Here is a 24,989-nt window from a genome sequence, read left to right on the forward strand (position 1 = left end):
CACCGGCGATCAGTTCGCACCGCTGCGATAAAGCTCCCGGAGGCGGCCGACCACCGGCTTCGGCGTGAAGCTGTCTCCGACAGCACCTGACCGAAACAAACCGAACGACCGCTCCGGCGCTGGTCCAGGATTGTTGGGTTCGTCCCGATCCTGGTAGATCATTGCCGTCTCCACCCAGGGGTACCTGTCGCGCATTAGACGGAGCCGCTCGACGGTGAGCGAAGCCTGCTCCCGCTCGTTCACGCAACCCAGTGCCTGCTCACTGCACGTGGAGAAGCCGAACTCCGTCACCCAGATGCGGACCGCCGCGTTGCCGCGCGCGGCGGCAACGGCTCTGACCTCGTCAAGCACCGCGAGATCGGAGTAGGGGTGGGCGGACAGGGCGTCGAAGCACCCCCCGAGCCCCGCTTCGAACGCTGAGTCCAACCACTGCTCCCAGTTCCTGACGTCGAGCGATCCGGCGATGACCGCGGCACCACGGTCCTGCGCCTTGATCGCACGGAAAGCAGCACAACTGGCTGCCGAGTACTGGGCGGGCTGCGCCCAGAGCTGGCCATCGGCGCGCAGGCCGTTCGGCTCGTTCATGATCTCGTACGCCGGACTCGCCCCTCCCGGACCTCGGCCACGAAAGCGTTCGGCGAGGAGCCCCATGAAGTCGCCGTAGGCGGAGGGGTTGCTTGCAGTGCCGTCGGAGTCCCCCCCGGCCCAACTCGGCGCCTGGTCCCCGATGAAGAGGACTTGCAAGCCCGCGGAGGTCGCATCCGACAGCACGGTGTCAAGTGCAGCGAGCGCAGCCTCGTCGGCGAGACGGGAATCGGGCTGGACGGCGTACCAGGGCGCCCCTATGCGGATCCATGTCGCCCCCGCGGCTGCGAGATCGGCGAACTGCTTCCGCCGCTGTGCATCCGTGACACCTTCTAGATGCACTGTGACGCCGAGAGCCGGCAGCGCCGGGACACCGACGGCCTTCGGTTGCCGGTCGATAACACCGACCACGCCGATGGCCAGTCCTATGATCCAGATCACCATCATGGTCCTCAGTCTGGACACGGATTGCCGCCAGCCTCTCCCGGGTTGTTGCCGTTCACTGCACCCTCCTGCGGTCGAACTGCGCTGCTTGAAACGCACTCCGCTCCCGTCCGAAGTCCATACGTGCTCAGTGGCATCGCAGCGGGAGGTTGCCAGCAGGTCCGTGGCGGATTACGCGGGTCGGAGGTCGCAGTCTTCGCCCGCCCTCGCCGCAGTGTCCGCCTGCCGCCACAGATCATGGAGTTTCCGCTGGCTGCGCGGAGTCCGTCGCCACAACCAGAACATCCTCGGTGTCCACTAGTTTGTCGGCGTCCGCAGGTTCGTCGGCGTCTGGTCTGACGGGCGTCCTGCGCTCAGAGTTGTTCGTCACGTCGTCACGTCGTCACGGGACGACCGGAGAGCGAGTTCCGGACGAGGCGTCGATAGGACGTCCGGTGACCGCATCGAGCAGCATCAGCACGACCACGATGATCACGAGTCCGGCGAAGCTTCCACCAAGGATCAGGACGGCAGGCGAGACAGACGCGGAGTTGGCCGGCACGGCCGCTGGCTGAACCACCGACACTGCAACGGTGCCTTCAGGTCGTCCGAGGCCGACCGGGAGCGATCCGACCGGGAGCGAACTCACGAGACTGCCGTAGCTCGCGGCCACGGCATTAGCGATCGCCGCAGCCCGCTGAGGGTCTCGATCCGTCGCGGTGACCTGCAGGATCAGCGTGCCGTCCGGCGCCACTGCCGAGACACGCTTACTGAGTGCCGCAACTTCTTCGGAGGATCCCAGCTGACGGACGACCGGGTCGAGGACAGTAGCCGTGGTAGCCAGTGCGGCGTAGGTCGGCATCTGCTGGAGAAGGTCCTGACTGCTCCCTTCCGCAGATTGCCCCTGAATACCGAACACCAACTGAGTCTCCGCTGCGTACTCAGGACCCCTTGACAGCGCGACAACGCCGCCGATCGCGCCACCGGCCACGATGCACAGGATCACGAGCAACCATCGCCGTGCGATGATGCGAACGAGGGTGACGAAGCTCAACGGGTCTCCCTGTCGACGAATGAGAAGCATGCTGCGAGCAACGACCCTAGCGGGCGCGCTGCTCAGGCTGGAAAGCGAACCGACCAGCAGTGGAGGTCCGGATGAACACCGCCGTTCTCCTGAGGGTGCGGAACGTCTTGCCTCAGATCGTAGTGCTCGTGTGGCTTCCGGTGTGCTTCGTCCTCGGGATGGCGAATCGCAGCTTGCTGCCCCCGAGATTCTTCTTCGACGACAGGCACATCCAGGACGAGATGCTGACGGCTGCGGGGCCCTCGAGCGACTCGTTCATCACGATGGCCTGGCTGTATCGGCTGATGGGCGCTGACGACCATCCCACGGCGGTTCAGGCCGCAACCATGATCGCGTTCTTCGTTCTTCTGTTCACGTGCGCTCCTTGGTCGCAAATACGTGCGTTCGGAATAGTCGAAACCGGAGTTCTCTGTTTCGCCGCGGTCTCCTGTGCCGTCTACCTGGCTCAGTACTCCAAGGAGAGCCTGGTCCTACTGCTGGTCCTCGTCCTGATGAGCAGTATGCGCTGGAGCAGTGAAGTCTTCTTCGTCGTACTCGTGTTCCTCTATGCCGCGTTTATCCGCCCGTACTGGTTTATGATCATAGCGGTGTACCTCGTCCTGAGGCTTCTCTTCAAGCAAACGCGTCGGCCGATCTGGTTGCTGCTGACCATCGCCATCGGAATGTTCGCCTTCGCCGTTACGGCTACGGCAGTCCTGAACGTCGACCTCAACTCGTTCCGAGACTCGGTCGCCTCATCACGGGTCAACTCAATCTACGCTCAATCCGCCATCCAGGACTACGTGAGTGTCTCGGGGCCTGTATCGGCTTCCGTCAACGCCCTCGTCTCGATGGTTCTGCTCATGGTCCCTGTGCCGCTGCTGGCCGACCTCTCGGCGATCTACCTCGTGTTCAGTGTGCTGACCGCTGGACTGTGGCTGCTGCTGACGGGAGTCATCGTGAGTGGAATGCGATCGGGCCGACTCCGCGGCGACACGCGGTTGGCACGGGCCTGTGCCCTGCTCCTTGCAATGGTTACGGTACAGGCCATCTTCGAGCCCGACTATGGCTCCTATCTCAAGCACCTGACGCCCCTGCTACCGCTGTTCCTGGTGGCGTTGGTCCGCCACCGTGCTCGCCCCAGCCAGAGCGAGCCGACCTACCTCGTGGCGACCGCGCAGCGGCGCGCAGCCCTGTTCGAACAGTCCTCGTCAGATCGCCACGGGCCGTCGGTGCGACCGCATCACACCGACCGTCAGGTCGAGCAGGGCGGCGTGCGTCCGGCGGACGTCGAACCCCTGCGCCACCACGGCAGCCCGCTCACCTTCCATCCTGGTCGACGACAGGTCGAGGACCCGTCGTGAAAGTGCTGCGGCGAGGGCAGTGGGGTCATCTGAAGGAACGACCTGACCGTGACCGGTCCGTACGAGCTCGGATAGACCGGGGACATCCGTACCGACGAGGCTGCAGCCGCTGGCGAGCGCCTCGATCGCGGTCAGTGCGAGTCCCTCCCAGCGAGAGGGAAGCACCACAACGTCAGCCGCCGCGTAGTGCAGGCGCACATCGGCTACCGCCTGATCCCGACGTACCCTGTCGGGCAGACCCTGCACCGGAAGGTCCCCGTCGCCGAGCAGTACCAGCTGCGCTGTCGGACATGTCCGACGCACACCCTCCCAGGCCTGTAGCAGAACGTCCTGACCCTTCTGCCGCGTGATGCGGCCTGGGCAGAGGACCACCGGATCTTCCCGGTTCAAGTTGAGTGACGCGGCAGCCGCAGACGCCTCGGCCGTCGTAGCTGGCTTGAACCAGGTCAAATCCACACCGCTTCGTACGACGACGAGGTTCCGGACCCCGGCTCTCCGCCCGAGTTCGGCTTCTCCGTCTCCAACGCACACGATGGTGTCGGCCCATCTGGCCGCCCTTCGCTCCCACATGCGTGCGGCGCGCGCCTGCCCACCGCTCGCGGCGAGCCACGACCAGCCGTGCGGCTGGAACAGCGTGGGTACCCTGCCCCGCAGGGCCAACCTCCCGACGAGGCCTGCCTTCGACGAGTGCAGGTGGACGACGTCAGGCTTGACCCGATGCACGAGGTCTGCCAGCTCGCGAATCTCCGCGGGGACGGACCGTCCCGGATCTCGGCTCGCCTCCCACCGGTGCCATGCGACGCCGGCGCGTCGGACGTCTCCGGACAGGCTGCCTGCCTCCGGGCACGCGACCGAGACGCCCCAGCCCTGCTCCTGTTGATGAGTCGCCGCAGCAAGGACGTAGCGGTGGACGCCGGCGTCGGTCGGCTGAGCGACGTGAAGGATATGACCGCCCCCAGCGACGCTGCTCGACTCCGCGATCATCGGGCCGCTGTCACAGGTGCATCTGTCACATACCGCCGCCAGGAATGGCGGCGCCTCTTCACAGCCAGCCTCAGACTCGAGTCCCGATCACCGATGAACGTGCGAGGGAGTGCGTAGCGGCCCGCGCTCGCGGATGGCCAGATTGCGCAGGCGTAGTCGTAGCCGGACCGGTGGACCGCCTGAGCTTCCCGAGGTCCGACATCACCGTAGGGATAGACGAAGCCTTGCACCGGCGCTCCGGTCAGAGCGACGATCTGTTCACGGCTCCGCTCGATCTCATCAGTGAGATCCGAGTCCGAGAGCGACGGGAGGTGCTGGTGAGTACAGCTGTGCGAACCAACCTCCATACCGCATGCGACCACCGTCGCGATCTGGTCAGCCGTCATCAACGGCTTGACGGGGCCCGGATGGTCCCAGACGTTCTCGCCGCCGATCAGATCTGCCACGACGTACACCGATGCCGTGAAGCCGAAATGCTGGAGGATCGGGATCGCGACGTCGATGAAGTCGACATAACCGTCGTCGAACGTGAGCCCTACCAGGCCGCTGTGAGAACCGTTCTCCTGCGCCTCCATCAGCTCGGCGGCGCCAACTCCGCGCAGTCCTCGGGCCCGCATCCAGGCGAACTGCTTCTCGAGCCGGTCGGGCGTGACGGTGATCTGGTGGGGATCCTCGTCGTAGTCGGCCACCGAGTGGTACATCAAGATGTACGGAAACGATGTGCGATTCATTTCGGTCTCTTTCCTGGCATCGGCAGAGCCTTGGAGAGGACTGCACCGGCACCGAAGACGACGGCCATCAGGAGAGCTCCTGCAGGAAGGCTCACAACCCACGGGAGACCCGCGGTGAAGCCCGATAGAACTAGGCCTGCACCGTAAGCGAGGGGGACGGGAGGCAGGAGTCGGAGAAGGATCAGCGCGATCGCCTTCGGTGAGATGGCGCTACTCCGTCCTCGGCGGTGGAACAGGAGCACGGCGCCCACGGTGATGCCGATCGCATTGCCGGCAGCGATACCGGCTCCCCCGAAGACCGGCGCAGCGACGCCGGCCACCACAGCCGTGACGACGAGGGTCGCACCCATCGCGACAGCCGGGAGAAAGGTCGGCCTCGCTCCGAACAGTGTCCGAACGACGATCGCCACCAGTGCCTGACTCAACAGACCCAGGACGTAGATGCGCAGGATGTCAGCTGTCGCGGCGGTATCCGTGGCGGTGAACTGTCCCCGCTGGAACAGTGCACCGACGACCTCGGGCGCGTGGAGGTGGAGGAATGCGGTGGCCAGGACGACGACCGCGCCGATGACCCGGATGTCCGTCTCCATCCGGGTCCTCGCTGCGTCGGTCTGGCCGCTGGCCAGGCTGCGCGCCAGGATCGGGAACGTCACGACAGCCAAGATCTGGGCGAGCGTCGATGGCAGCTGGCCGATCTTCTGTGCGTAATTGAGGTGTGAGATCGTCCCCGGCGGCAATGACGAACCCACGAAGCGCTCGATGAACACCTGCGACTGCCGGGTGATCGTGTAGAACGCGATCGGCAGGAACGCGGCGAACTCGACCATCACGGTTCGCAGCACGATTTGGCGTGGCAGCGGAACCGTGCGGAGGTACGACGGCGCCTGGACGACGACCATCAGCGCCGCCCCGATGGTGACGCCTACTGCCGCAGCGAGCACACCGAGCGGCCGGTGCAGGACGAGGATCCCACCGATGATTCCGACGTTGAAGGCGAGCGAGACCGCTGCTGGCGGTCCGAAGATCATATGAGCACGCAGAGCGCCGGACATGAATCCGGCCACGCCGAGGAGCACCACGCTCCCGGCCACGATCTGCATCGCCTGCACGCCGAGTTCCGGGTTCGCGAGTCCGGGTGCAAGCAACGGCACCAGCCACGGAGCGGTGCATCCGGCGAGGGCGGACAGGACGACGAGTACCACGATGAGCCTGGGCAGGATCGCCCCGACCACGGACTGTACCGCGACCCGCGGGTCGGTGAACGCCTCGTCGCAGGCCGGAGAGTCGCTGCCAATCGATAAGGCACGGGTGAACGTCGGAATCAGCAGCAGGGCCATGGCACCGTCGATCAAGAGCGGCACGGCGGTCTCGGGGATCGTCCACGCCACGAGGAACGCGTCCGTGGAACCATCGGCTCCGAAGTACGAGGCGATCAAGAGGTCGCGGATCATCCCGAGCAGCGAGCCCGCGCCGATGAGCAGGGTCGATATCAGGGCGGCACGCAGAACGAGTCGCTGCCGCTTCCGATGTCGCTGCGATGGAGCGTCCGTGTCGGGCGCGACCGGGAGCGTGTCGCTGGTCGAGCCCCATCCTCGGCATTCTCGGGTTCGCATCAATCCATCGGTTCAGTCGACTTGCGGCCGAGAACACTACGAGAGATATGCCCTGCCGTCCGAATGATGATTTTGATATCGAGCCAGAGCGACCACGACTCCGCATACAGGTTGTCGTAATGAGCCCGGTCCCGGATGGATGTGTCACCGCGCAGCCCCCGGACGACGGCGAGCCCCGTGAGGCCTGCCGGCATGCGGTGACGATGCTGGTAGCCCGGTACGTCGCGACTGAACTCGTCGACGAAGTGCGGCCGCTCCGGGCGGGGGCCGACGATGCTCATGTCTCCCTTGAGGATGTTGACGAGCTGCGGGAGTTCGTCGAGCGAGGACGCCCGGATGATGCGACCCACCGGCCCCATCCGGGTGTCGCCGTCGATGTTCCAGCGCACCTCGGCCTCGTCGCCGACCGGGGCCAAGGAACGGAACTTGTACAGCGTGAAGACCCGCCCGTTGAGGCCGATCCGCTGCTGCCGAAAGATGACTCCCGGACCGGTCTCGAGTCGGACCGCCAGCGCGACGCCGAGCATCACCGGACCGACGATGACGAGCGCGAGCGCTGCGGAACACACGTCGAAGACCCGCTTCACGCGCCAACTGCCCCTGCGAAATGCCGACCGGCGCAGGCGGACCAGCGGCAGACCGGCAACGATCTGCGACTTCGACGCATCGTCGTGCAGCTCGTGGAAGCGAGGAAGGACGAAGATGTCGCAGGCGAGGCCGTGCATCGACCGCAGGGGGTCCACCGCCACCGCAGACGATCCCCGCCACTGCGCGACGATGATCAGCTGGATCTGCAGCCGACTGACGATGTCCGCCAGCTGGTTCATGTCACCGAGGGGAACGAAGCCGGGCGCCAGCTCGACGCCGTCGTCGATGAAGCCGACCACGTCGGCCCCCAATGCCGGGTTGGCGGCGAGGGCTCGCTCGATCCGACTTCCCGTCGCACCTGTTCCGATGACGATGGCGCGGAGGCGCCCCAGTCCTCGACGCCGGCCACGGCGGACCAACGCGTACGCCCCGCCCCGCCCGATCACGACACCGGCAAGCGCCGACGCACCGACGACGAGCGACAGGCGAGTGTGCGCGGCCAGATCGGCATCCGTTCCGGCCAGGACTGGTGCGACGGCTACGACGAACGTCACCGCCACCGCTGTTCGAACGATCTCTGGGAGATCGTCCAGCACGTTGGGATGGAACCTCCACTGGAGCGATCCGCTAAATAGGGTCCCGACGGCCATCAGGCCGCCGATGGCCGGGACGGGCCATCCCAGACCGATGAGTGCGGCAACCACCACGGCCGACCCGAGGGCGAGCAGCTCGGGGGCGATGACCGTCACCGCGTACTGCCGAGATCCGCGCGAGGTGAGGATCCTCGCGGGACCCACCACCTGTCCAAGCAGCGGCTCCGGCTCGGAGCCGAACGGCTCATCCCGTCTGCCGCCGAGCAACTGCCAGCGCTGTCTGGATAAAGATGTGTGGGGGCGACGGTCGACTGCTTCGCTCACCGTGAACCACCGATCGATGCACGGCTGACGCGCGGGAGCTTCGACAGATGGAGGAGCGCCGCACCAGCGCCGTTCTGGTGGTGGGCAGGGAGCGCCCCCGCCAGCAGGGACCGCACCTCGGGTGCGTGCTCGTGGGCCTCCGCCCGTGATCGCACGGTGCCGACGTACAGCCGGCCCAGCCGAGCGCTGTTGCTCACGAGAGTGTGTGGCGGCGCCACGATGTGCGCGGCCCGCAGCGAGGCGTGGTGCGGCTGGAAGTCCTGCACGATGGGCTGCATGTGGCCCGACCCCCGGTGAGTTGGCGGGTGGAGATATCGAGGGCAAGTTCGCCTGATTCCCCGCAGGCGTTACACCCGTCCGGGTGGCAGTCGCTCGAGCGCGCTCGCTCTTGCACCGTGAGCCAGTCGGCGCGCGCGGCCGGGAGCGAGTTCTTGCAGCTCAGTGCCCTATGTCGCTACTGACAAGTTCCTTGTGACCGGTGCATGGAGGCATTGTGGGGACAGCCACCCCCTCACGTTGGTAACGCGGCGTCATCGTCGAACGAGGTCTGCTTGGCAGGGACCACTGCTTTTGATCACTCGTTCGAGTGGTCTGTAGCAGCGCGTGATCATGCCGAACTGCTCTCGTCGACCAACTCTCTGAGAGGTTCTTGTAGCGTGAAGGTCCTGCATGTCATCACCGGCCTTGCCGCCGGTGGTGCGGAGCGCTACCTGCGGTCATTGATAGCGCACTCGTCCGCGGATGCTGACGTCCTGGCTTTGGCTGCTCTGGGAGTCGTGGCTGAGGAGCTGCGGGCACACGGGATTCGGGTCGACTCGATCGGGATGAGCGGCAACCGTGACGTCAGGGCACTCGCCCGCATCCGGCGCCACATCCGCGACGGGAACTACGACGTCGTCCACACGCATCTGTTCCGCGCCCAGCTCTACGGGTCACTCGCGGCACGGGCGGCGAAGGTACCCGTCGTCATCAGCACGGAGCACTCGCTCAAGGAAGCCGACTTTGAAGGGCGCAGCGCCGACAATCCGCTGTTCCGGCTCATCTACCAACTGGCCGCGCGGCAGCACGATCGGATGCTGGCAGTGTCCGAGGATGTCGCGAACTGCCTGCGACGGCGCGTGGGGGGAAGCGTCGACATCGGGGTGGTCCCGCTCGGGCTCGACGTGGCGTCGTACGCCTTCGACCCGGTCGCCCGTGAGCGGACGCGGACCGAACTCGGTATCCGTCCGGACCAGTTCGTCGTAGGCCTGGTCGGGCGGCTCATCGAGCTGAAGCGGTTCGAGGTGGTGGTCGAGGCGTTGGCCGACCTACCGGAGCGGGTCGTCGGTCTCGTCGTCGGCGCTGGTCCACAGCAGGATGCGCTGTCGCAGCTCGCCATCCGTCTTGGCGTGGAGCACCGGGTTCGCTTCGTCGGCGAGGTGGCCGACGTGTCGCCCATGCTGTCGTGCATGGACCTCCTCGCCTCACCGTGTCGCGAGGAGACCTATGGGCTCGCCCTTCTCGAGGGGCTCGCTGCCGGGTTGCCCGTGCTCTACAGCAGCTGCCCAGCACTGGACGACGTCCGGCGGGTCGAGGCCGCTCGTATGGAGGACGAGCGGAGAGAGGTTGCGCTGGACTCGACGCCGTCCGAATTCGGTGCTGCAATTCGACGAGTCCTGGACACCGACCCACTGCCGCGTCAGACCCCGCAGATCATGAGGCGTCTCGGCATCGCTGCGGCCGCCAGCATGGTGGACGACAACTACGAGGAATTGCTCGACGCGGCGGGACGGCGACACGGTCAAAGGACACGCGGTGGGCCTGTGCTCTCCGCCCTGGGCCGTCGCAGCCACTGAATGGTTTGTCCGCCTGCTCGGGGACGTGAGCGACCTCGACATCCTGCACCGCTTCTCCGACACCGGCCCGCCCGACTCGGTGGTGGTGCTGGTCCGCCACGCCAAGGCCGGCAGCCGCAACCAGTGGGACGGCCCCGACGACCTCCGCCCGCTCTCGGGCACCGGCCGCGAGCAGGCCCGCCAGCTCGCCGCCCTGCTCCCCCTGTTCGGTCCCGACCGCCTCGCCTCCGCCCCGCCCGTCCGCTGCCGCGCCACGATCGCCCCGGTCGCCGAGTCCTCCGGCCTGCCCGTCGCCGACGAGCCCCTGCTGGGCGAGGAGGGCTACTGGGACGACCGCGCCGCCGGCCTCGCCCGCTTCCGCGAGATCGCCGCACAGCCCGGCGTCAGCCTGGTCTGCAGCCAGGGCGGCGTGATCCCCGACGTCGTCGGGGCCCTGACCGGTAAGAACGACCCGTCGAGCCGCAAGGCCAGCACCTGGGTCCTGGGCTTCACCGCCGGCCGGTTGCGGACGTGGGACTACTACTCGCACCCGACCGCCTGACTCACGGAGTCGTGCCAGAATGCGCCGGTGACGAAGGAAGCGGTTGCCGAGGCGATCGCGATGCTGCGCCGGGCCGGGGCCCGGTTCGCGCTGCTGCACGGCAGCCGCGCCACCGGCGGGCATCGACCCGATTCCGACATCGACGTCGCGGCCTGGTGGCCCGCCGACGCACCGGCGTCCTTCGACGTGCTCCTCCCCACGGGGGTCGACCTGATCGTCCTCAACACCGCTCCCCTGGAGCTGGCCGGGCGGATCGCCCAGCACGGGAAGGTGCTGTTCGACGACGACCCACCCGCGCGCGTCCACTGGGTGGCGATGACCCGCAAGATCTACGCCGACGAGCGGCCGCGATTGGAACGCAGCCACCGCGAGTTCGCCGAGGCCGTGCTCCGTGGTCGATGAGGTCCGGGTCCTGCGGCTGCTCCGCGCGGTCAGCGACGACCTCGCCGTCCTGCGCATGGAGGCGGCAGCCGGTGCCGACCGCCGCGCCGACCCGATCTGGATGCGGGGAGTCAAGTACACCTTCGTCACGGCGATCGAGGCGTGCGTGGACGTCGCGCACCACGTGTGCGCGACGCAGGGCTGGGGCCCACCGCGGGACAACGGCGACGCGCTCCGCCTGCTCGGTGCGCACGGCGTACTGACCGACGATCTCGCCGCAGCGATGCGGCGAGCCGCCGGCTTCCGCAACGTCCTCGTCCACGACTACGCCGCAGTGGACGACGGCGTCGTCCTGTCGCGCCTCGCCGACCCCACCGACCTGCAGCACTACATCACCGCCGTGACCGGATGGCTCCCTTCGGCCTCGTGAGGCGATGACGAGGGCCACCGGATCAGCTGTCCCGGGGCAACCCCATGAGGAGTTCTCCGGGCGCAGTTCGCAGGGGCCGGATGCTCCGGGTCGAAGGGGAGCCGGCGGATGAGGTAGATCTCCTGGTAGAGCGGTGCGACGGCGAGTGCTCCCTCGTCGAGGCCGCCGTCCTCGTACTGGCACTTGTCGTCGCGCTTTCCGCCTGCGGCTGGTCGTCCGCGGCGGAACCGGGATCGTACGTAACCGCGATTGTTGTCACCCACCACGTGAACTAGCTGTCACCGCGGCTCAGATCGGCGGCATCGCGACGGCCCGGACGATCACCGACAAGGTCGCCAGTCCACGGAACGGCCGGTACGGTCCTCGCGCTCACGCTCGCCGGCGCCGTGACCCTGGTGAACCTGCCCACGTCTGCGGTTCGGGACGAGAGGACTACGCGCCGACGACCTGCCGCCGCCGACCCCCACCCACCTGAATCCGGCGCGCCGGATGACGTCGGGGTCGAGCCAAAGCCGGGTGTCGATGACGAGCTTCTCCGCCATCTCGCTGCCGATGCGCGGCAGTCCAGTGCACGGAACTTCGGCCACTCGGTCAGCACCCCAACGGCCTCCGCGTCACGAGCTGCCTCGTAGAGGTCGTCGACCACCGTCAGGAGGGAGGAGACGACGGCCGCCCCCCTCGGGCACCGCAAGCAGGCCCGCCAGCTCGCGACCCTGCTACCCCTGTTCGGCCCCGACCGCTTCGCCTCTACCCCGCCGGTCCGCTGCCGCGACACGATCGCCCCCGTCGCCGAGTCCTCCGGCACACGTTGACCAGTGTCACCCAATCCGCGACGCATGGGGACGAGCGACCACCGTCAGTCATCAACATTGACGATTGGTCGCGTGCGCCCGCAACGACCCCCTGCGAACCACCGATAGCAGCTTTGAGTCCGGGGTTTCAAAGGCGACCGGGCCTTCGTCACCCACCTCCCTCTGATTGAAGGACTGGCTATGCGCGTCGCGATGATCGGCACCCGTGGTGTACCCGCCCGCTACGGTGGTTTCGAGACCGCGGTCGAAGAGGTCGGCTCGCGCCTCGTCAAGCTCGGACACGAGGTCACCGTCTACTGCCGGGGCAACGACACCTCGGAGGAGCACCTCGGGATGAAGCGTGTGGTCCTTCCTGCGCTGCGTCACCCCACCGCGGAGACGCTCAGCCACACCGCCCTGTCGGTCGCCCACCTCCTCCGCAATCCCGTCGACGTCGCGCTGGTGTTCAACGCGGCCAATGCGCCCCTTCTGCCCCTGATCAGGGCAGCGCGCATCCCGGTGGCCGTACACGTCGACGGGCTGGAGTGGAAGCGCGCGAAGTGGGGGCCCACCGGTCGCCGCTACTACCTCGCGAACGAGCGGCTCGCCGTCAAGCTCGCAGACGAGTTAATCGCGGATGCGGCCGGCATCCAGGACTACTACCGCGCGAAGTTCGACAGCGACAGCGTCCTGTTGACCTACGGCGCACCGATCATCACGACGACCGAGCCCGCCAAGCTGCAGTCGGTCGGCCTGGAATCCGGCAAGTACCACCTCGTGGTTGCTCGGATGGAGCCCGAGAACCACGTCGACGTCATCGTCGACGGGTACCGGCGGAGCGATGCCACTCTGCCCCTCGTCGTGGTCGGCACCGTTCCCTATGCGAGCGCCTATGAACAGCGGGTGCAGGCGATGGCCGACACCGATCCCCGGATCCGCATGCTCGGCGGGGTCTGGGACCAGGACCTCCTCAACTCGCTGTACGCAGGATGCGCGAGCTACTTGCACGGTCATTCCGTCGGAGGCACCAATCCGTCGCTCCTGCGAGCTATGGGCGCAGGCGCCAACGTCATCGCCTGGGACGTGAACTTCAACCGCGAGGTCCTCGGCGAGGGGGGTACCTACTTCGGCTCGCCGTCGGATCTTCCTGAGCAACTCAGGTCGGTCGAGTCAGACCCCGGAGAGGCTCGCGTGCGCGGCGCCGGTGCGAGGGCTCGGGCAGAGGTCCTCTACCGATGGGACGCCGTCGCAGACGGGTACGAGCAGCTCTGCCAGGACCTGGTCGATGGTCGACGATCCCTCGCTATCCGACGTCAGGCGACGTCCCAGACGACATCGATCGAAGCGCCCGTCAGCATCCCTGAGCAGCGTCCGGTATCGCCCGATCCGCTTCCCGCGCCGCAGAGCGTGGCGTGACGAAGGCAACCTACGACCTCTTCGTCTCCCACTCGTCCTTGACTGTCGGAGCGGAGAGGTCGATCCTCGCGCTCGCCGAGGCGTCTCACCGGCAGGGCAACAGGGTGGAGGTCGTCCTACCACGACCAGGTCCGCTGGAGCCGCTACTGAAGGCGTCCATTCCACGCGTAGTCATTCACCACAGCCCGATGCAGTGGTGGATGGGCGTCGACCACACCGGTCTCCGCGGGCTCCTCAAACTCATCCAGTCAGCGCTGCACGTCTTGCCATGGCTCAGGCTGCTGAAGCGGCTGAGCCCCGACCGGATGATCGTCGGATCGACGGTCGTGCCGGCCCCCGTGGTAGCCGGTCGACTCTCAGGAATCCCTGTGGTGACGTTGCTCAGCGAGAGCATCGCCACCAACCCGACCTTGAAATCTGTTCTGCCGAAACAGCTCATCATCAAGATCCTCAAGGGCTGCTCCTCCGTCACCGTTGCAGTGTCAGAGTTCGTCGCCGCCCAGTTCCATGGTGCGTCGATGATCGAGCCTCCGGCCATCGGTGACCTTCCCGCTGTCGCCCCACCATCGGTGAGACGAGGTACCACGCCCCGGATCGTGATGCTCGGAACGCTCTCAAAGGAGAAGGGACAGCTCGACGCCGTCCAGGCCGTTGCGATGGCTCGCCGCGAGGGAGTCGACGTGACCCTGGAGTTGTACGGAGGATCGACACCGACGACGCTCGCGGAGCTCACCGCTCGCATTCACGACCTCGGGATGGATGACTCGATCTTCCACCGAGGTGAGACCGACGAGCCGCTGCAGGTCCTGCGCGACGCCAACGTGAGCCTCGTCTGCTCGCGCAACGAGGCCTACGGACGCGTCACTGCTGAATCCCTCCTGGTCGGGACCCCAGTGATCGGCTACGCCCTCGGCGGGACGAAGGAGATCATCGCAAGCGGCGGTGGGCTACTGGTTGATGCCCACCCGAGCGCGCTCGCCGCAGCCATATCCGAATTCGTCGTCAACCCGGATCTAGGCCGCGCCCTCAGTCAGGCAGGCGCTGAGCGCATGAAAAGCGGTGTGGGTTTCGGCGATGCCGCTCGAGCCATATCACTGATAGCAGCTGCAATGCCCAGGAGAGCGAATGGCAGTCCGCGAGCACGTAGCCGAGAACTTGCTTCAAGGCATCCAGCGCGGTGAGGCGCAGCATTCGCGGTATCGACTGACAGCACTTGTTCATAGTGCCGTAGCAGCTACGTGCCTACTGCTGTCCGTCCTGGCAGTACACCACACCGCCGATAAGGTTCCGGACGACGCATTCATCATTCTCCGATATGCGCAGAACCTACTGGACGGCCACGGTTGGGTGTACAACCTCCACCACTCCACCACCAACGCCGTCTCCGCTCCGCTCTACACCCTGCTACTCGCACTGCTCGGTTCGATCTTCCGCGACATGGAACTCGCGACGACTCTGCTCTTCGTCTTCACGACGGCTGCATCCGGCTACCTGACCTTCCTCATTCTTCGCAAGAATGCAATGACACTCGGCGGCCTCGCCGCGATGTGCTTGATGATCATCAATCCCTGGCTACTCGCGACTCGAGGCCTTGAGACTTCTGCATTCATCTGCCTATTACTACTCGCGGTGCTGCTACAGGGAGCCGGAAAACACGCAGCGCTCGGCTTCGCACTGGTCGCGGCAACACTGGTTCGCGGCGACGGAGCAGTGTTCGCGGCAGTAGTCTTCGTTCTTCTCTGGATACAGTTCAAGCACTTCCCGATGCGTTTAATGGCAGGCGCCGCGGCAGCAATCGCCCTGTGGGCCCTGACGGCACTAGCCATCAACATCCCCATCATTCCAGACACCTTTGCCGCGAAGGTGGCACAGGGACGCAGTGGCCTGTGGGGTGACATGCTCTACCTGCGCGGATTCGCCGTGAGTCCCAAGGTCTTCGGCTTCATGGAGTGGGCCACAGTGGCCGCACTGATGGGCGGCATAGGAATACTGCTCGTCGGCGGACTATTTGGGCTGCGCCGCTACTTGGGCGCGTTCATCCTAGGCGTAGCACTTCTCTTCGCCGCATACGGCCTAATCATCCGACCACCCAGCTACCACTGGTACTACGGGCCACAACTCGCACTGATGGCCCTGTGCGGCGGAATTGCGATCTCAGTGATTTCACGTGCCTCAGCCGTGAACTTCATCCGCAGTAGTGCTGGGCGACGGGGTGCCGGATCCGACGACCGGCTCAAGGCTTCGCAAAGCGTCTCACAGCGGGCCGGCGCAGTCGCGCTCGCTGTCGCAGTATTCGCGACCGGCGTGATGACAGTAGTGGGCTGGAGGGACATCATTCGAGGCGTCGACCGGCCCGAGTACCTAGATACCGCGTCGTGGCTCAAGGCCAATACCCCCGAGGATGCGACGGTCGCGCTGGCAGAGATCGGGATCGTCGGCTGGTTCAGCGATCGCGAGATGATCGATTTTCTCGGCCTGCTGTCCAAGGACTCGGTCCGTGAGATTGCGAACAGAGACCCCATCTCCTGGCTGACACGCGAAGAGCCCGACTACTGGGTCGTGCACCAGCCTCAGTGGGCGGGCATGGAAGCAGCCGCAAGCGAGCCATGGTTCGCGCTCGCGTATCAGCCGGTTTGGAGCAACGGGAAAGTAGTCGTGTGGCAGCGCTTTCGGGCGATCGCAGAAGCGAAGTATCTTACGAGTACGCTCATCCAGCCGACCGCAAGTCAGATTTCTGCCCAGCTCGGAGTGCCATACGAAGACGAGGCCACACGTCGAGCAATCGCTACTCTGATGGCAATCTTCCAGAGCCGAAGCGACCTGCAAGCCGAATACCTCAGCGATGAACGGTTCGACTTGGCTGGGTTGCTTGGCTGGGCTACAAGCCCGGCTGGCGCGACAGACCGACATGGCGCAACAGTTCAAGAATTTGCGCCGACCTATAGCCAGACCGCACAACGTGCAGCGCAGCTTGCTTTTGGCGCGCCAACCGCTTTGCCGTAGCGCCTCCCCTTCCTCCATGCATCCTCAGTTGGCAAACGAAAATCGCGCATTAGACTTGCGGGTCTCAGGAGCCGCGGCAACTGTCAAACGACAAGCCAGAAACGCTTTCGCGTACGCGATTCTTCCAGTTCTTCAAAGGAGTACTTCTTGTGAGCTCTTTCCTTTCGTCTACAGCAGGGAGAGCGCCACGCCACCTTTCTGCGCCCCAGCTATGCCTAATCATTGAATGGCTTATTGCTACTACAATTGGCGCACTTTCGATCGCGCTCTGTGCCTTCTGGCCCGTGAAGGTGACATCTGGCTGGTTTGATCAAGAGATTTTCCATTGGCCTACGATTGCCAAACTCGCTAATGAGGCTCATCCCAATCGGGGGTGTAGGAGTTGGGGTCTGAAGCCGCCGGTCTCGAGCAGGCTTCGGGCGATGTAGTTGGTCAGGTTGCGGAACCCGAGTGCGGAGCCGCGCAGGTGTTCGAGCCGTCCGTTGAGCGCCTCGGTCGGCCCGTTGCTGGTGCCGGGTCGTTCGAAGTAGGCGAGCACGTCAGCGGCTCGCTTCTTCAGGGTCCGGCCCAGGGTGGTGAGCTCGGTGAGCACCTTGGGGACGCCGGCGCTGAGGTCGGTGATCAGCTTCTCCATGAGCTCGCGGCCACGTTGCCGGTCCTCGTGGCGATAGGCGGCGATCATGCGCTGGTAGACACCCCAGGTCGCCTCGACCTCGACGTGAGCGTCATCAACGAACAGCGCGCGTAGCCTGTCGCTCTGCTTGTCGGTGAGCAGGTCCGCGCCGGTGTGCAGCGTGCGCCGCGACTTGTAGAGCGGGTCGTCCCTGAACCCACGGTGCCCGTGGATCGCGAGTTGGACCCGGCGCCGGCACCTGTCGAGGGCGTCACCGGCCAAGCGCACGACGTGGAAGGGATCCATCACCGTGACCGCGTCCGGGATCTCCTCTGCAGCGGCGGTCTTGAACCCGGTGAAGCCGTCCATCGCGACCACCTCGACCGCGTCACGGAAGGCGTCGTCGCGGTCGGCGAGCCAGGTCTTGAACGCCGCCTTCGACCGGCCCTCGACCATGTCCAGCAGCCTTGCTGGGCCGGCGCCATCGCGGACCGGGGTGAGGTCGATGATCACGGTGACGTACTTGTCGCCACGCCTGGTGTGGCGCCAGACGTGCTCATCGACGCCAATGACCTTCACGCCCTCGAACCGCGTGGGGTCGTTGATCAGCAGCCGATTGCCTTCGGCCAGGACCGCGTTGTTGGCGGTGTCCCACGCGACCCCGAGTCCCTCGGCGACACGGGCGACGGTGAGGTGTGCGACCACGATCCCTTCCAGCGCCCACCGCAACCCGGTGCGCGAGAGCTTCGCGCGTGGCTCCGCCGCGGCGCTGGTGTCTTGGCGCCACACGTGTCCGCAGTCGGCACAGCGGTAGCGGCGCACTACAACTTCCAGCACGGTCGGTCGCCAGCCCAGCGGCTCGTGGGCCAACCGCCGGATCACGGTGTCACGAGCAGCGCCTTCGCTGCCGCACCGTCGGCACCACTGATCTGGTTCCACCACGCGGCACGCGAGGACCGCACGATCCGGTTCAAGTCGTTGCCCGGTCACGCTCAGACCGAGGCCGTCGAGTCGAGCGAAGGCGGTCAGGTCAGGGCGGCCGAAGCCGGCCGGCGGGGTAGCGTCGGACACGTCGAGGTCTTTCGGATGGATGGCGTAGGAACCTCCATCGTCGGGAGACCTCGACGTCTATCTGCGGACCGACGCGCCCGGCCGACCTACACCCTCATCTGGGAAGAGCCGCTAATGAACTGCCATTGCCAGATATTGCCGAAATGCGAACTGCCACCGGACCGGTTTACCACCTGCTGGCTGCGATACCTGCCAGCATTGGAGCCTCGATGGCTGCCACGCAGCTCGTGATGGGCATCTTCTGCTGGGCCTTGCTGGCAGGCGTACTCGTCATCATCCTCCGCAGCATCGAACCGCTGCCCCGAATTCTCGTCATGACTGCCGTATTCGCTAGCCCATACGTACTCCAAAGCACACTCTGGATGACGACCGACACGCTGACCTTAGCGCTCTCGACTCTTGCCCTCTCGCTCCTAGTACAACTTCCGCAGCAATCTGACCGAATTTGGCTGATCGCATGCGCATGCGGAGCCATAATCGCTGCGGCGTGCACCGTGCGACAGACAGCAGTATGGCTAATTGCCGCGGCGGGGGTGGCGGCAGCACTGTCTATACAGCTCCCTCCGCTTAGGCGAGCAGCTATGGCTGCCATAATGGTGCTGCCCGCCTGCGGGTCCCTTCTCTCTCTGATGGCCATCTGGGGCGGATCGACACCTCCGTCAGCTCGAGAAGCGAATGCTAGCAGAATTGAGCCGCTCGGATTGCCGATTGGGTTCTTCCTCTGGGCCTTTTTTGCGACGCCCCTTGTGTTGGCCGCGTGGCAGAGAATACCAAAAGACCGCTTGACTATCATTGGCGCTATCGTAAGCGGCATATTCTGCTCGTCTCCGGCGGTATTCTGGACTAGCACGTACGAGTTTCCCAACCGCATGGGCGGTTGGCCGTGGCGAATTATCGCAGCAACTGGCGGTGTGATCGACCGCTCTCCTATCCTAGTCCTTATGGCATTTGGAGGTGGAGCATCCGTCTTTGTCGTGCTGCGAATTCTCGCAGTCAACACTCTAGTGCAGCATGCATGGATTCTTGGTGCCGCGATTTATCTATCTATTATAGTTTCGACTGCTTCGAGCTACGCCCTTCCCAAGTACCGTGAGATACCTCTACTCGCCTGCCTCCCGGTTCTAGTTGTTGCGATGTATGCATTAGACTCCAGTCGGAGTAGTAGACGCAGACTGAACAGGACGCTCATACTGCCGGCTGCGCTGCAGGTAATCGCCGGGTTGTCGATCGTCGTACTGCCTTTTGTGCAGTATCTTGTCGACCCGAGCTCTGTCCCCGCTCCGGAGTGGGTCGGAAAGATGTGAGACCCTCGCTGACAGGGCAGCATTAGTCCCGACTCTCATTCGCACAGCCGCGTACCGTCACATTAAGCAAATAATGCTCTGGCACGGACTGGTCACGAGCGATCACCTGATCAAGAGCCCCCCATCACAAACTACATGCCTGCCTGCCTGATTTGCATCACCGTGGCTACATCAATGCTGAACTCGTCTATGTCCGACGCGCTGACTGCGTCAGCCGTCTGGCGCGATGTGACAGCGGCGGCCGTCTTAGCCTCGATGTGAGCAACGGTAGTAGGTCGCTAACGAACCACCCGGCACCTTGGACACGCGAGCTGGATTCACTTTCAGGAAACGATGAACACAGCGATCTAAGTCGGAGTTCACTGGTTCAGGTGCTCGCTAACGCGACCTTGAACGGGGGCCTCTGCCTTATCAGCGCTACCCTTAGGATCATCGCCAGCACTGCCAATGCACACGATCGAGATCACACCTAGGAGCGCGTGCAGCGGAAGAAGTGTTTCGATAGCGTTATAGCCAGCAATTGCCACCGAGAACGCGCACAGCATTGCGAGACCCGTGAGGTTTCGCACCTTTCGGGCGTGCACCGCCAGACTCACGAACAGGAGAACAAGACCGGCAAGGCCCGGGAGTCCGAGGCTGACCAAGACTTGTAAGTACGAGTTCTCCAACGGGTAAGCGCCGCCACTCAAGGAGATCATCAGCTTATCCGCAGCCGCAGGCCCCCAACCCAGATAGTCAGAGTCCACCGCCAACTTCAGCACGTAAGGAACAATGTCCGAGCGGACTTGGGTGGAGGTGGTCGCTTCCTCGGTACCGATCCGTCCCTGCAGTACACCTGCACCAAGCATTGCCGCAGCAGCACCGACACCGAGGGCCACTGCCCGGACGTACTTTGCCGAGCGGGTCACATACGGGATCGCTGTCGCTCCGACCGCGAGTACCACCGCTACTGCCGCTACTGCCGCTGCAAGACCACCCCGTGAAAGCGTGGTCAGAAGGCCGACCAGAGCGGCGACGAGCCATAACCGTGAATTGGCGTGCCCGCTGAACCACTGCGCGAATGCACCTCCAAGTGACGTAGCGAAGAATGTGGCGGCGTAGAGAGGGTGGCCGAACGATCCGTGTGCTCGATACGCCGATCCTGCAACGAATGAAGGCCTGCCAACAGCGGAGTACAGCGGTTCGTACAACAAGTTTGCCGATGCAACGAACTCGATAAGCATCGCGACAGCAAGAAGAATGGTGAGCCATCGCAGTACCGCCATCACTGCACGGGCCTCGTCGTGCACATCGCGCACTAGCAGAACGATCACGATCGAGAGAGTGAAACTCACTAGCCAGTCGCGGGCCAGTGGGTTCGGCACGGCAGGCGGAGCGGCCACGAAGAGGACCGCCGCCCACACGCTGACGCTCACCGCGCCGGCTCTTGCTGCGAACAACCAAACGCTGCCGGAGGACGCTCGCGTGACGTCCGAGCTCGCGCGGAAGAGACGGCGGACCACCCATATCGCCAGGACGCCGGTTCCCGCGGAGACCCCGTACAGGTAGCCGACCGCCTGTTGAGGGACCAGCACGTAGAGCACGAGAGCGACAGCGGGCAGGAAGCGTGCCGGAACCTTGGTCGCCATGAGCACGAACAGGCTCAGTACGACAAGGGCGGCAGCAGATCCGAGCACCCCGATCCGGTGGGCGCCGCGGACGAGGAGCACGGCGACGACGAAAGCGGTCAGGGCGGGTATACCGATGCCTGCTAGAACTCCTGCTCGACGGCTCGCCATCACGGTTTCGCACCCAGGCGATCAGCGTGCTCAGCCACTTGCCGGCGTCGGTCACCAGAGAGCAGGACGATGGCCGCCAAGCTCGCGGTCTTCACGACCGTAGTCACAGCGAATCCAGCGGCGGCGCCGGTAGCTCCAGCGATCGAGCCCAGGGCGACTGCGGCCAGGATGAGCACAGCGAACACTGCGCTGTGCACCGCGACCAACCGCTCCTGCCCGAGACCCTGCAGCATCGAAGCAAGCGGTGCGCCCGCTCCGACGGAGGGCAGTGCCAGTACCAGCAGCGCAAAGGCAGGTCCGGCAGCGGCGTACGTGGTACCCAGCACCAGTACGACGAGGGGCTCCGCGTACCAGGCGATGAACGCCATCGGGACCATCATGATCAGGGCGCCGGCCATGATGACCACCGCGCCCCTTCTGATGACGCCTCGCTCCGCTCGGGCTGCCCTCGGCAGGATCACGCCCGCCAGCGTGGAAGTGACGAGTTGGAAAGGTGCGGTGAGCTTGGCTGCGGCGGCGTACAAGCCGGCGACACCAGGACCTGCGCTGACCGCGACGAGCGATACGTCGACGTTGCGCGACTGGATCGCGACGTCGTTGAGTGCGAACGGCGCGGACGAGCGGAGAATCCATCCGGCCCGGCCCCCGTGATGCCTCCGGAGACCCATTGACGAAAGCTTCCGCCACATCTGGATCTGGCCGGCGGCCGGCCCGAGCGCGACTCCGGTCCCATAAGCGATCAACGGGTCGAGCCCGACGAGTAGCAGCCCGAAGAACGTCACGGCGGTGATGACTCGTCGGAGGAGAGCCGAAGCCGACGGAAACCGCAGTTCGCCATCCGCGATCGGTATGGCGAGCGCACCATCGATGTTCTTGTCGAGCGCCTGCGCGAGCACAATGAGGACCAGCGCTACTGCGAGTTCCGCCGAGTGCGGCAACGCAAGGACGGTGACGACGACGATTGCGAGGGCCGCCCCGCCGATGGCGCAGGCAAGATTGACGAAGAGTGCCGACTCCACATCAGCCTTCGAGGAGACGGCGCGCAGGCGCCCGAGGCAGCTCGAGACACCGACGTCGCAGATGATGAACCACAACAACACCGCTCCGGCGACGGCTGCGACCACTCCGTACTCGGTCGGAACGACGGCGCGAGCCAGGCCGACGCCGACGATCGCCTGCACAGCGGAAGAGACGAGCCGTGCCGATGCAAGGGCGAGGAACTGCCTCCGTGCGCTCGAATGCTCAGGCGCCATCGTTCGCCCAGGCGTACGCCGTCCCGTAGAGATCGAGCAGTTCATCGAGGTGCGCTGGACCGGTCATCGCATAGGTGTCTGCAGCCGCACGGACGCCCTGGCCTGGCTCAGGAACCCAAGCCGCCCCGTGTACCGCTTCGGCGAATGCGTCAGCCCAACTCTGCACTCCGTGGGCAACGGTGTGGCCCGTAAGGCCGTCCCGCACGAGTTCGGGCATGCCCCCGACGTCGGCGACGACGGCTGGAACCCCGGCTGAAATGCTCTCGCGCACCGCAAAGGGGCTGTTCTCGAACCAGGCAGCCGGATGGACGGTCGCTATGGCCCCGGCCAGCGACTCCGCTATTCCGGCAGCGTCCAGCCGACCGAGGAACTTAACCCTTTCGACCTTGTTCGACCTGACCCAGTCGCGGAGTTGCTGGGCCTCCGTTCCGTCGCCTGCGACGAGCAACCGGCGCATTCCCGTCCGATCCCGGGCGAGGTGCCAGCCCTTGATCAGAGTGAGTACGTCCTTCTCGGCAGCGAGCCGACCCATGTACAGGAAGTGCTCCCGCGCCCGCGTCATGAGGGCACCCCCCGGCGACCATGGAAGGTCGATGACCCGGATCCGCCCGGCCGACCAGCCGTCGTCGACAAGGGTAGAGAGCATGAACTTCGATGGAGCGTGGATCGCCACGTCCCGAGCTCGCTGCCACACCTGACGACTCAGCACTGCTTCGGCTCCGCCGATCGCCGACGCAGCACGGCTCGACTTGATGCACGATGCCTTGACCGGTTCGGAGAACTTCTGCGCGGTGCTCGCTCCCAGGCATCGCGTGCAGATTCTGCTGGCCGCATCATCCCAGAGCCGCTGATTCGCACATACGAGCTTGTACTCGTGCGCGGTCATCACCCGGCCAGCACCGCTCGCGGCTGCGGCGGTGACGACCGAACTCGTGAGCTGGTAACACGTCCCGTGGTAGTGGATCACGGTCGGAGAGAACTCCGACAGAGCACGTTTCATGGTCGCACCCGCCGCACGCGAGTAGATACTGCTCATCGCGCTGCGGACCCGCATCCGTGATGACGCGGCGACGAACTGACGGGTCGGAGTCAGGTACAACGGCGCTTCGCCGAAGTCCATCGGATCGTGTCCGTCAGGAGGTCTCATCCCGAGCAGAGCCACCTGGTGGCCCGCGGCCTGCATGGTCTCTGCCAGCCACCGCACGTACGTCTCGACCCCTCCGACGTGATGGAGGAACTTGCTCACCAGAAGGACGCGCATCGCGCCTCCCCGAATGCCGCGAGTTCTCGTCGAAGGGCACGGTTCACCCTCTCCACAATGCAGCCCCGTCCACCCCACTGCGGTCTCGCGCCCATCGGACGAACCATCCGCCGAGCACCATCTGATCCCGTGCCCAGCGCCTCGCCCGAGCTGACATCGCACCGATCGTGCACCTCACCGCGCCGGCCGTCATCAGCCGGATGCCGCCTGCGACCCCCACGAGCACGCGCAGTTGCGAGATGCTGTGTCCGGCGGTGTCGTTCAAGGAAAGACATGGCGCACTGGCGAGCTCCATCATGCGGAGCTGCCTCGTCATAGCGGTGTTGCTCTGCCTGCTTGCCCCGCCGACATGTCGAGCAACGACATCCTGGTCCACCACGACCCTCAGGCCCTTCTGCGCAGCCCGATGACAGACCTCCTGGTCTTCCAGGTACATCGGCAATCTCGTGTCCAGGCCCGCTCCGAACACCTCGGCTCGAATGGCCATGAACGCTCCTGACGTGATGTCCACGTCGACGAGTCCCGTCCCTCGTCGAACCGCGAAGTTGCGTGGCCGACTGGCGAACAGCGCAGCCATTCGAGGCGCGCCGACGATCTCGGCGAAGAGCAGGCGGCGGTTCCAGAACCTCCGGGCTACACCGCGGTCGGCATGGTGTCCTTCAGCTTCGAGCAACAGGGGCGCTGCTACTCCGATGGTGGGGTCATTCAGCAGACCAGGGACATGGCTGAGTACCTCGACGTCCGTCATCACATCGGGATTCAGGAGCATCACCGTGCCGGGTCGACCCCATCGAGCCGCGGCCTGCTCGACGGCGGCGTTCACAGCCGGCGCGAATCCTGTGTTACTGCCGTTCACGGCCGCGATGACCTGGTCGCGGTTTTCCTGGGTCGCCGACCGTACGGCATCGATCGTCTCCTGACAGGAGCTGTTGTCCAGTACGACCAGCCGAGCGTTCGAGTGCTCTCGCAACCATTCGTCACAGCTGGAGGCCAAGGCTCCGATCACATCGACCGAGCGATACGTGATGATCACAGCGAGTTGCA

General features: G+C 65.2%; 19 protein-coding genes and 1 pseudogene. 8 read left to right on the plus strand and 12 right to left on the minus strand.

The annotated features are described in order from the left end of the window. Positions 1–9 precede the first annotated feature (9 nt). Positions 10–1,032, minus strand: coding sequence for a cellulase family glycosylhydrolase (locus I4I82_RS07340; protein ID WP_218595542.1), 1,023 nt, complete (start codon positions 1,030–1,032; stop codon positions 10–12). 379 nt (positions 1,033–1,411) lie between these two features. After that, a complete protein-coding gene (locus I4I82_RS07345; RefSeq protein ID WP_218595543.1) occupies positions 1,412–2,062 on the minus strand; it encodes a YveK family protein in 651 nt (216 codons plus the stop codon). A 101-nt stretch (positions 2,063–2,163) separates the two neighbouring features. Between I4I82_RS07345 and I4I82_RS07350 the strand changes: the two genes are divergently transcribed. After that, complete coding sequence (locus tag I4I82_RS07350; RefSeq protein ID WP_225920541.1) at positions 2,164–3,435, plus strand: hypothetical protein; 1,272 nt, start codon at positions 2,164–2,166, stop codon at positions 3,433–3,435. Positions 3,436–3,486: 51 nt separating this feature from the next. On the opposite strand, the pseudogene I4I82_RS34890 reads toward I4I82_RS07350, so the two are convergent. The 5 genes and pseudogenes from I4I82_RS34890 to I4I82_RS07375 all read right to left on the minus strand — a co-directional run. Further along, positions 3,487–4,419: pseudogene (locus I4I82_RS34890) on the minus strand (glycosyltransferase); the annotation flags it as partial. Next, positions 4,416–5,108, minus strand: a complete 693-nt coding sequence (locus tag I4I82_RS07360) for a polysaccharide deacetylase family protein (protein WP_226369923.1) — start codon at positions 5,106–5,108, stop codon at positions 4,416–4,418. The pseudogene I4I82_RS34890 and the gene I4I82_RS07360, both read right to left, overlap by 4 nt. A 38-nt stretch (positions 5,109–5,146) precedes the next feature. Next, the gene (locus I4I82_RS07365; protein WP_218595546.1) at positions 5,147–6,601 is read right to left on the minus strand and encodes a lipid II flippase MurJ; all 1,455 of its coding nucleotides are present in this window, start codon (positions 6,599–6,601) and stop codon (positions 5,147–5,149) included. A gap of 161 nt (positions 6,602–6,762) precedes the next feature. Beyond that, complete coding sequence (locus I4I82_RS07370; protein ID WP_218595547.1) at positions 6,763–8,100, minus strand: sugar transferase; 1,338 nt, start codon at positions 8,098–8,100, stop codon at positions 6,763–6,765. A gap of 164 nt (positions 8,101–8,264) precedes the next feature. After that, positions 8,265–8,546, minus strand: coding sequence for a hypothetical protein (locus I4I82_RS07375; protein ID WP_218595548.1), 282 nt, complete (start codon positions 8,544–8,546; stop codon positions 8,265–8,267). A gap of 378 nt (positions 8,547–8,924) precedes the next feature. Here I4I82_RS07375 and I4I82_RS07380 point away from each other — a divergent pair, with 378 nt between their 5' ends. The 7 genes from I4I82_RS07380 to I4I82_RS07410 all read left to right on the plus strand — a co-directional run bounded on the left by I4I82_RS07380 (position 8,925) and on the right by I4I82_RS07410 (position 16,665). Next, the gene (locus I4I82_RS07380; RefSeq protein ID WP_218595549.1) at positions 8,925–10,103 is read left to right on the plus strand and encodes a glycosyltransferase; all 1,179 of its coding nucleotides are present in this window, start codon (positions 8,925–8,927) and stop codon (positions 10,101–10,103) included. 25 nt (positions 10,104–10,128) lie between these two features. Beyond that, positions 10,129–10,644: a SixA phosphatase family protein gene (locus I4I82_RS07385; protein ID WP_218595550.1), complete on the plus strand. Its 516-nt coding sequence runs from the start codon at positions 10,129–10,131 to the stop codon at positions 10,642–10,644. Positions 10,645–10,671: 27 nt separating this feature from the next. Further along, positions 10,672–11,046, plus strand: coding sequence for a type VII toxin-antitoxin system MntA family adenylyltransferase antitoxin (gene mntA, locus I4I82_RS07390; protein WP_226369924.1), 375 nt, complete (start codon positions 10,672–10,674; stop codon positions 11,044–11,046). Further along, entirely contained in the window at positions 11,036–11,455 is a 420-nt protein-coding gene (hepT, locus tag I4I82_RS07395) for a type VII toxin-antitoxin system HepT family RNase toxin (protein ID WP_218595551.1), read from the plus strand. The genes mntA and hepT overlap by 11 nt, the downstream gene beginning before the upstream one ends. 992 nt (positions 11,456–12,447) lie before the next feature. After that, positions 12,448–13,662: a DUF1972 domain-containing protein gene (locus tag I4I82_RS07400; RefSeq protein ID WP_218595552.1), complete on the plus strand. Its 1,215-nt coding sequence runs from the start codon at positions 12,448–12,450 to the stop codon at positions 13,660–13,662. Then, positions 13,659–14,843 carry a glycosyltransferase gene (locus tag I4I82_RS07405; RefSeq protein ID WP_218595553.1) on the plus strand — a complete coding sequence of 395 codons (1,185 nt, stop codon included), beginning with the start codon at positions 13,659–13,661 and terminating at the stop codon, positions 14,841–14,843. The genes I4I82_RS07400 and I4I82_RS07405 overlap by 4 nt, the downstream gene beginning before the upstream one ends. Continuing rightward, positions 14,788–16,665, plus strand: a complete 1,878-nt coding sequence (locus I4I82_RS07410; RefSeq protein ID WP_218595554.1) for a DUF8728 domain-containing protein — start codon at positions 14,788–14,790, stop codon at positions 16,663–16,665. Before I4I82_RS07405 ends, I4I82_RS07410 begins: the two co-directional genes overlap by 56 nt. Positions 16,666–17,023: 358 nt before the next feature. Here I4I82_RS07410 and I4I82_RS07415 read toward each other — a convergent pair whose 3' ends face one another. The 5 genes from I4I82_RS07415 to I4I82_RS07435 all read right to left on the minus strand — a co-directional run bounded on the left by I4I82_RS07415 (position 17,024) and on the right by I4I82_RS07435 (position 24,978). Further along, entirely contained in the window at positions 17,024–18,349 is a 1,326-nt protein-coding gene (locus I4I82_RS07415) for an ISL3-like element ISPfr2 family transposase (RefSeq protein WP_032401348.1), read from the minus strand. A gap of 1,663 nt (positions 18,350–20,012) precedes the next feature. Then, positions 20,013–21,362, minus strand: a complete 1,350-nt coding sequence (locus I4I82_RS07420; protein WP_218595555.1) for an O-antigen ligase family protein — start codon at positions 21,360–21,362, stop codon at positions 20,013–20,015. Positions 21,363–21,430: 68 nt separating this feature from the next. Continuing rightward, the gene (locus tag I4I82_RS07425; RefSeq protein ID WP_218595556.1) at positions 21,431–22,612 is read right to left on the minus strand and encodes a lipopolysaccharide biosynthesis protein; all 1,182 of its coding nucleotides are present in this window, start codon (positions 22,610–22,612) and stop codon (positions 21,431–21,433) included. 61 nt (positions 22,613–22,673) lie between these two features. Then, positions 22,674–23,945, minus strand: a complete 1,272-nt coding sequence (locus I4I82_RS07430; protein WP_218595557.1) for a glycosyltransferase — start codon at positions 23,943–23,945, stop codon at positions 22,674–22,676. A 43-nt stretch (positions 23,946–23,988) separates the two neighbouring features. Further along, positions 23,989–24,978 carry a glycosyltransferase gene (locus I4I82_RS07435; RefSeq protein ID WP_218595558.1) on the minus strand — a complete coding sequence of 330 codons (990 nt, stop codon included), beginning with the start codon at positions 24,976–24,978 and terminating at the stop codon, positions 23,989–23,991. Between the last annotated feature and the right edge of the window lie 11 nt (positions 24,979–24,989).

The sequence above is a fragment of the Pseudonocardia oceani genome, assembly GCF_019263585.2.
Classification (GTDB): domain Bacteria; phylum Actinomycetota; class Actinomycetes; order Mycobacteriales; family Pseudonocardiaceae; genus Pseudonocardia; species Pseudonocardia oceani.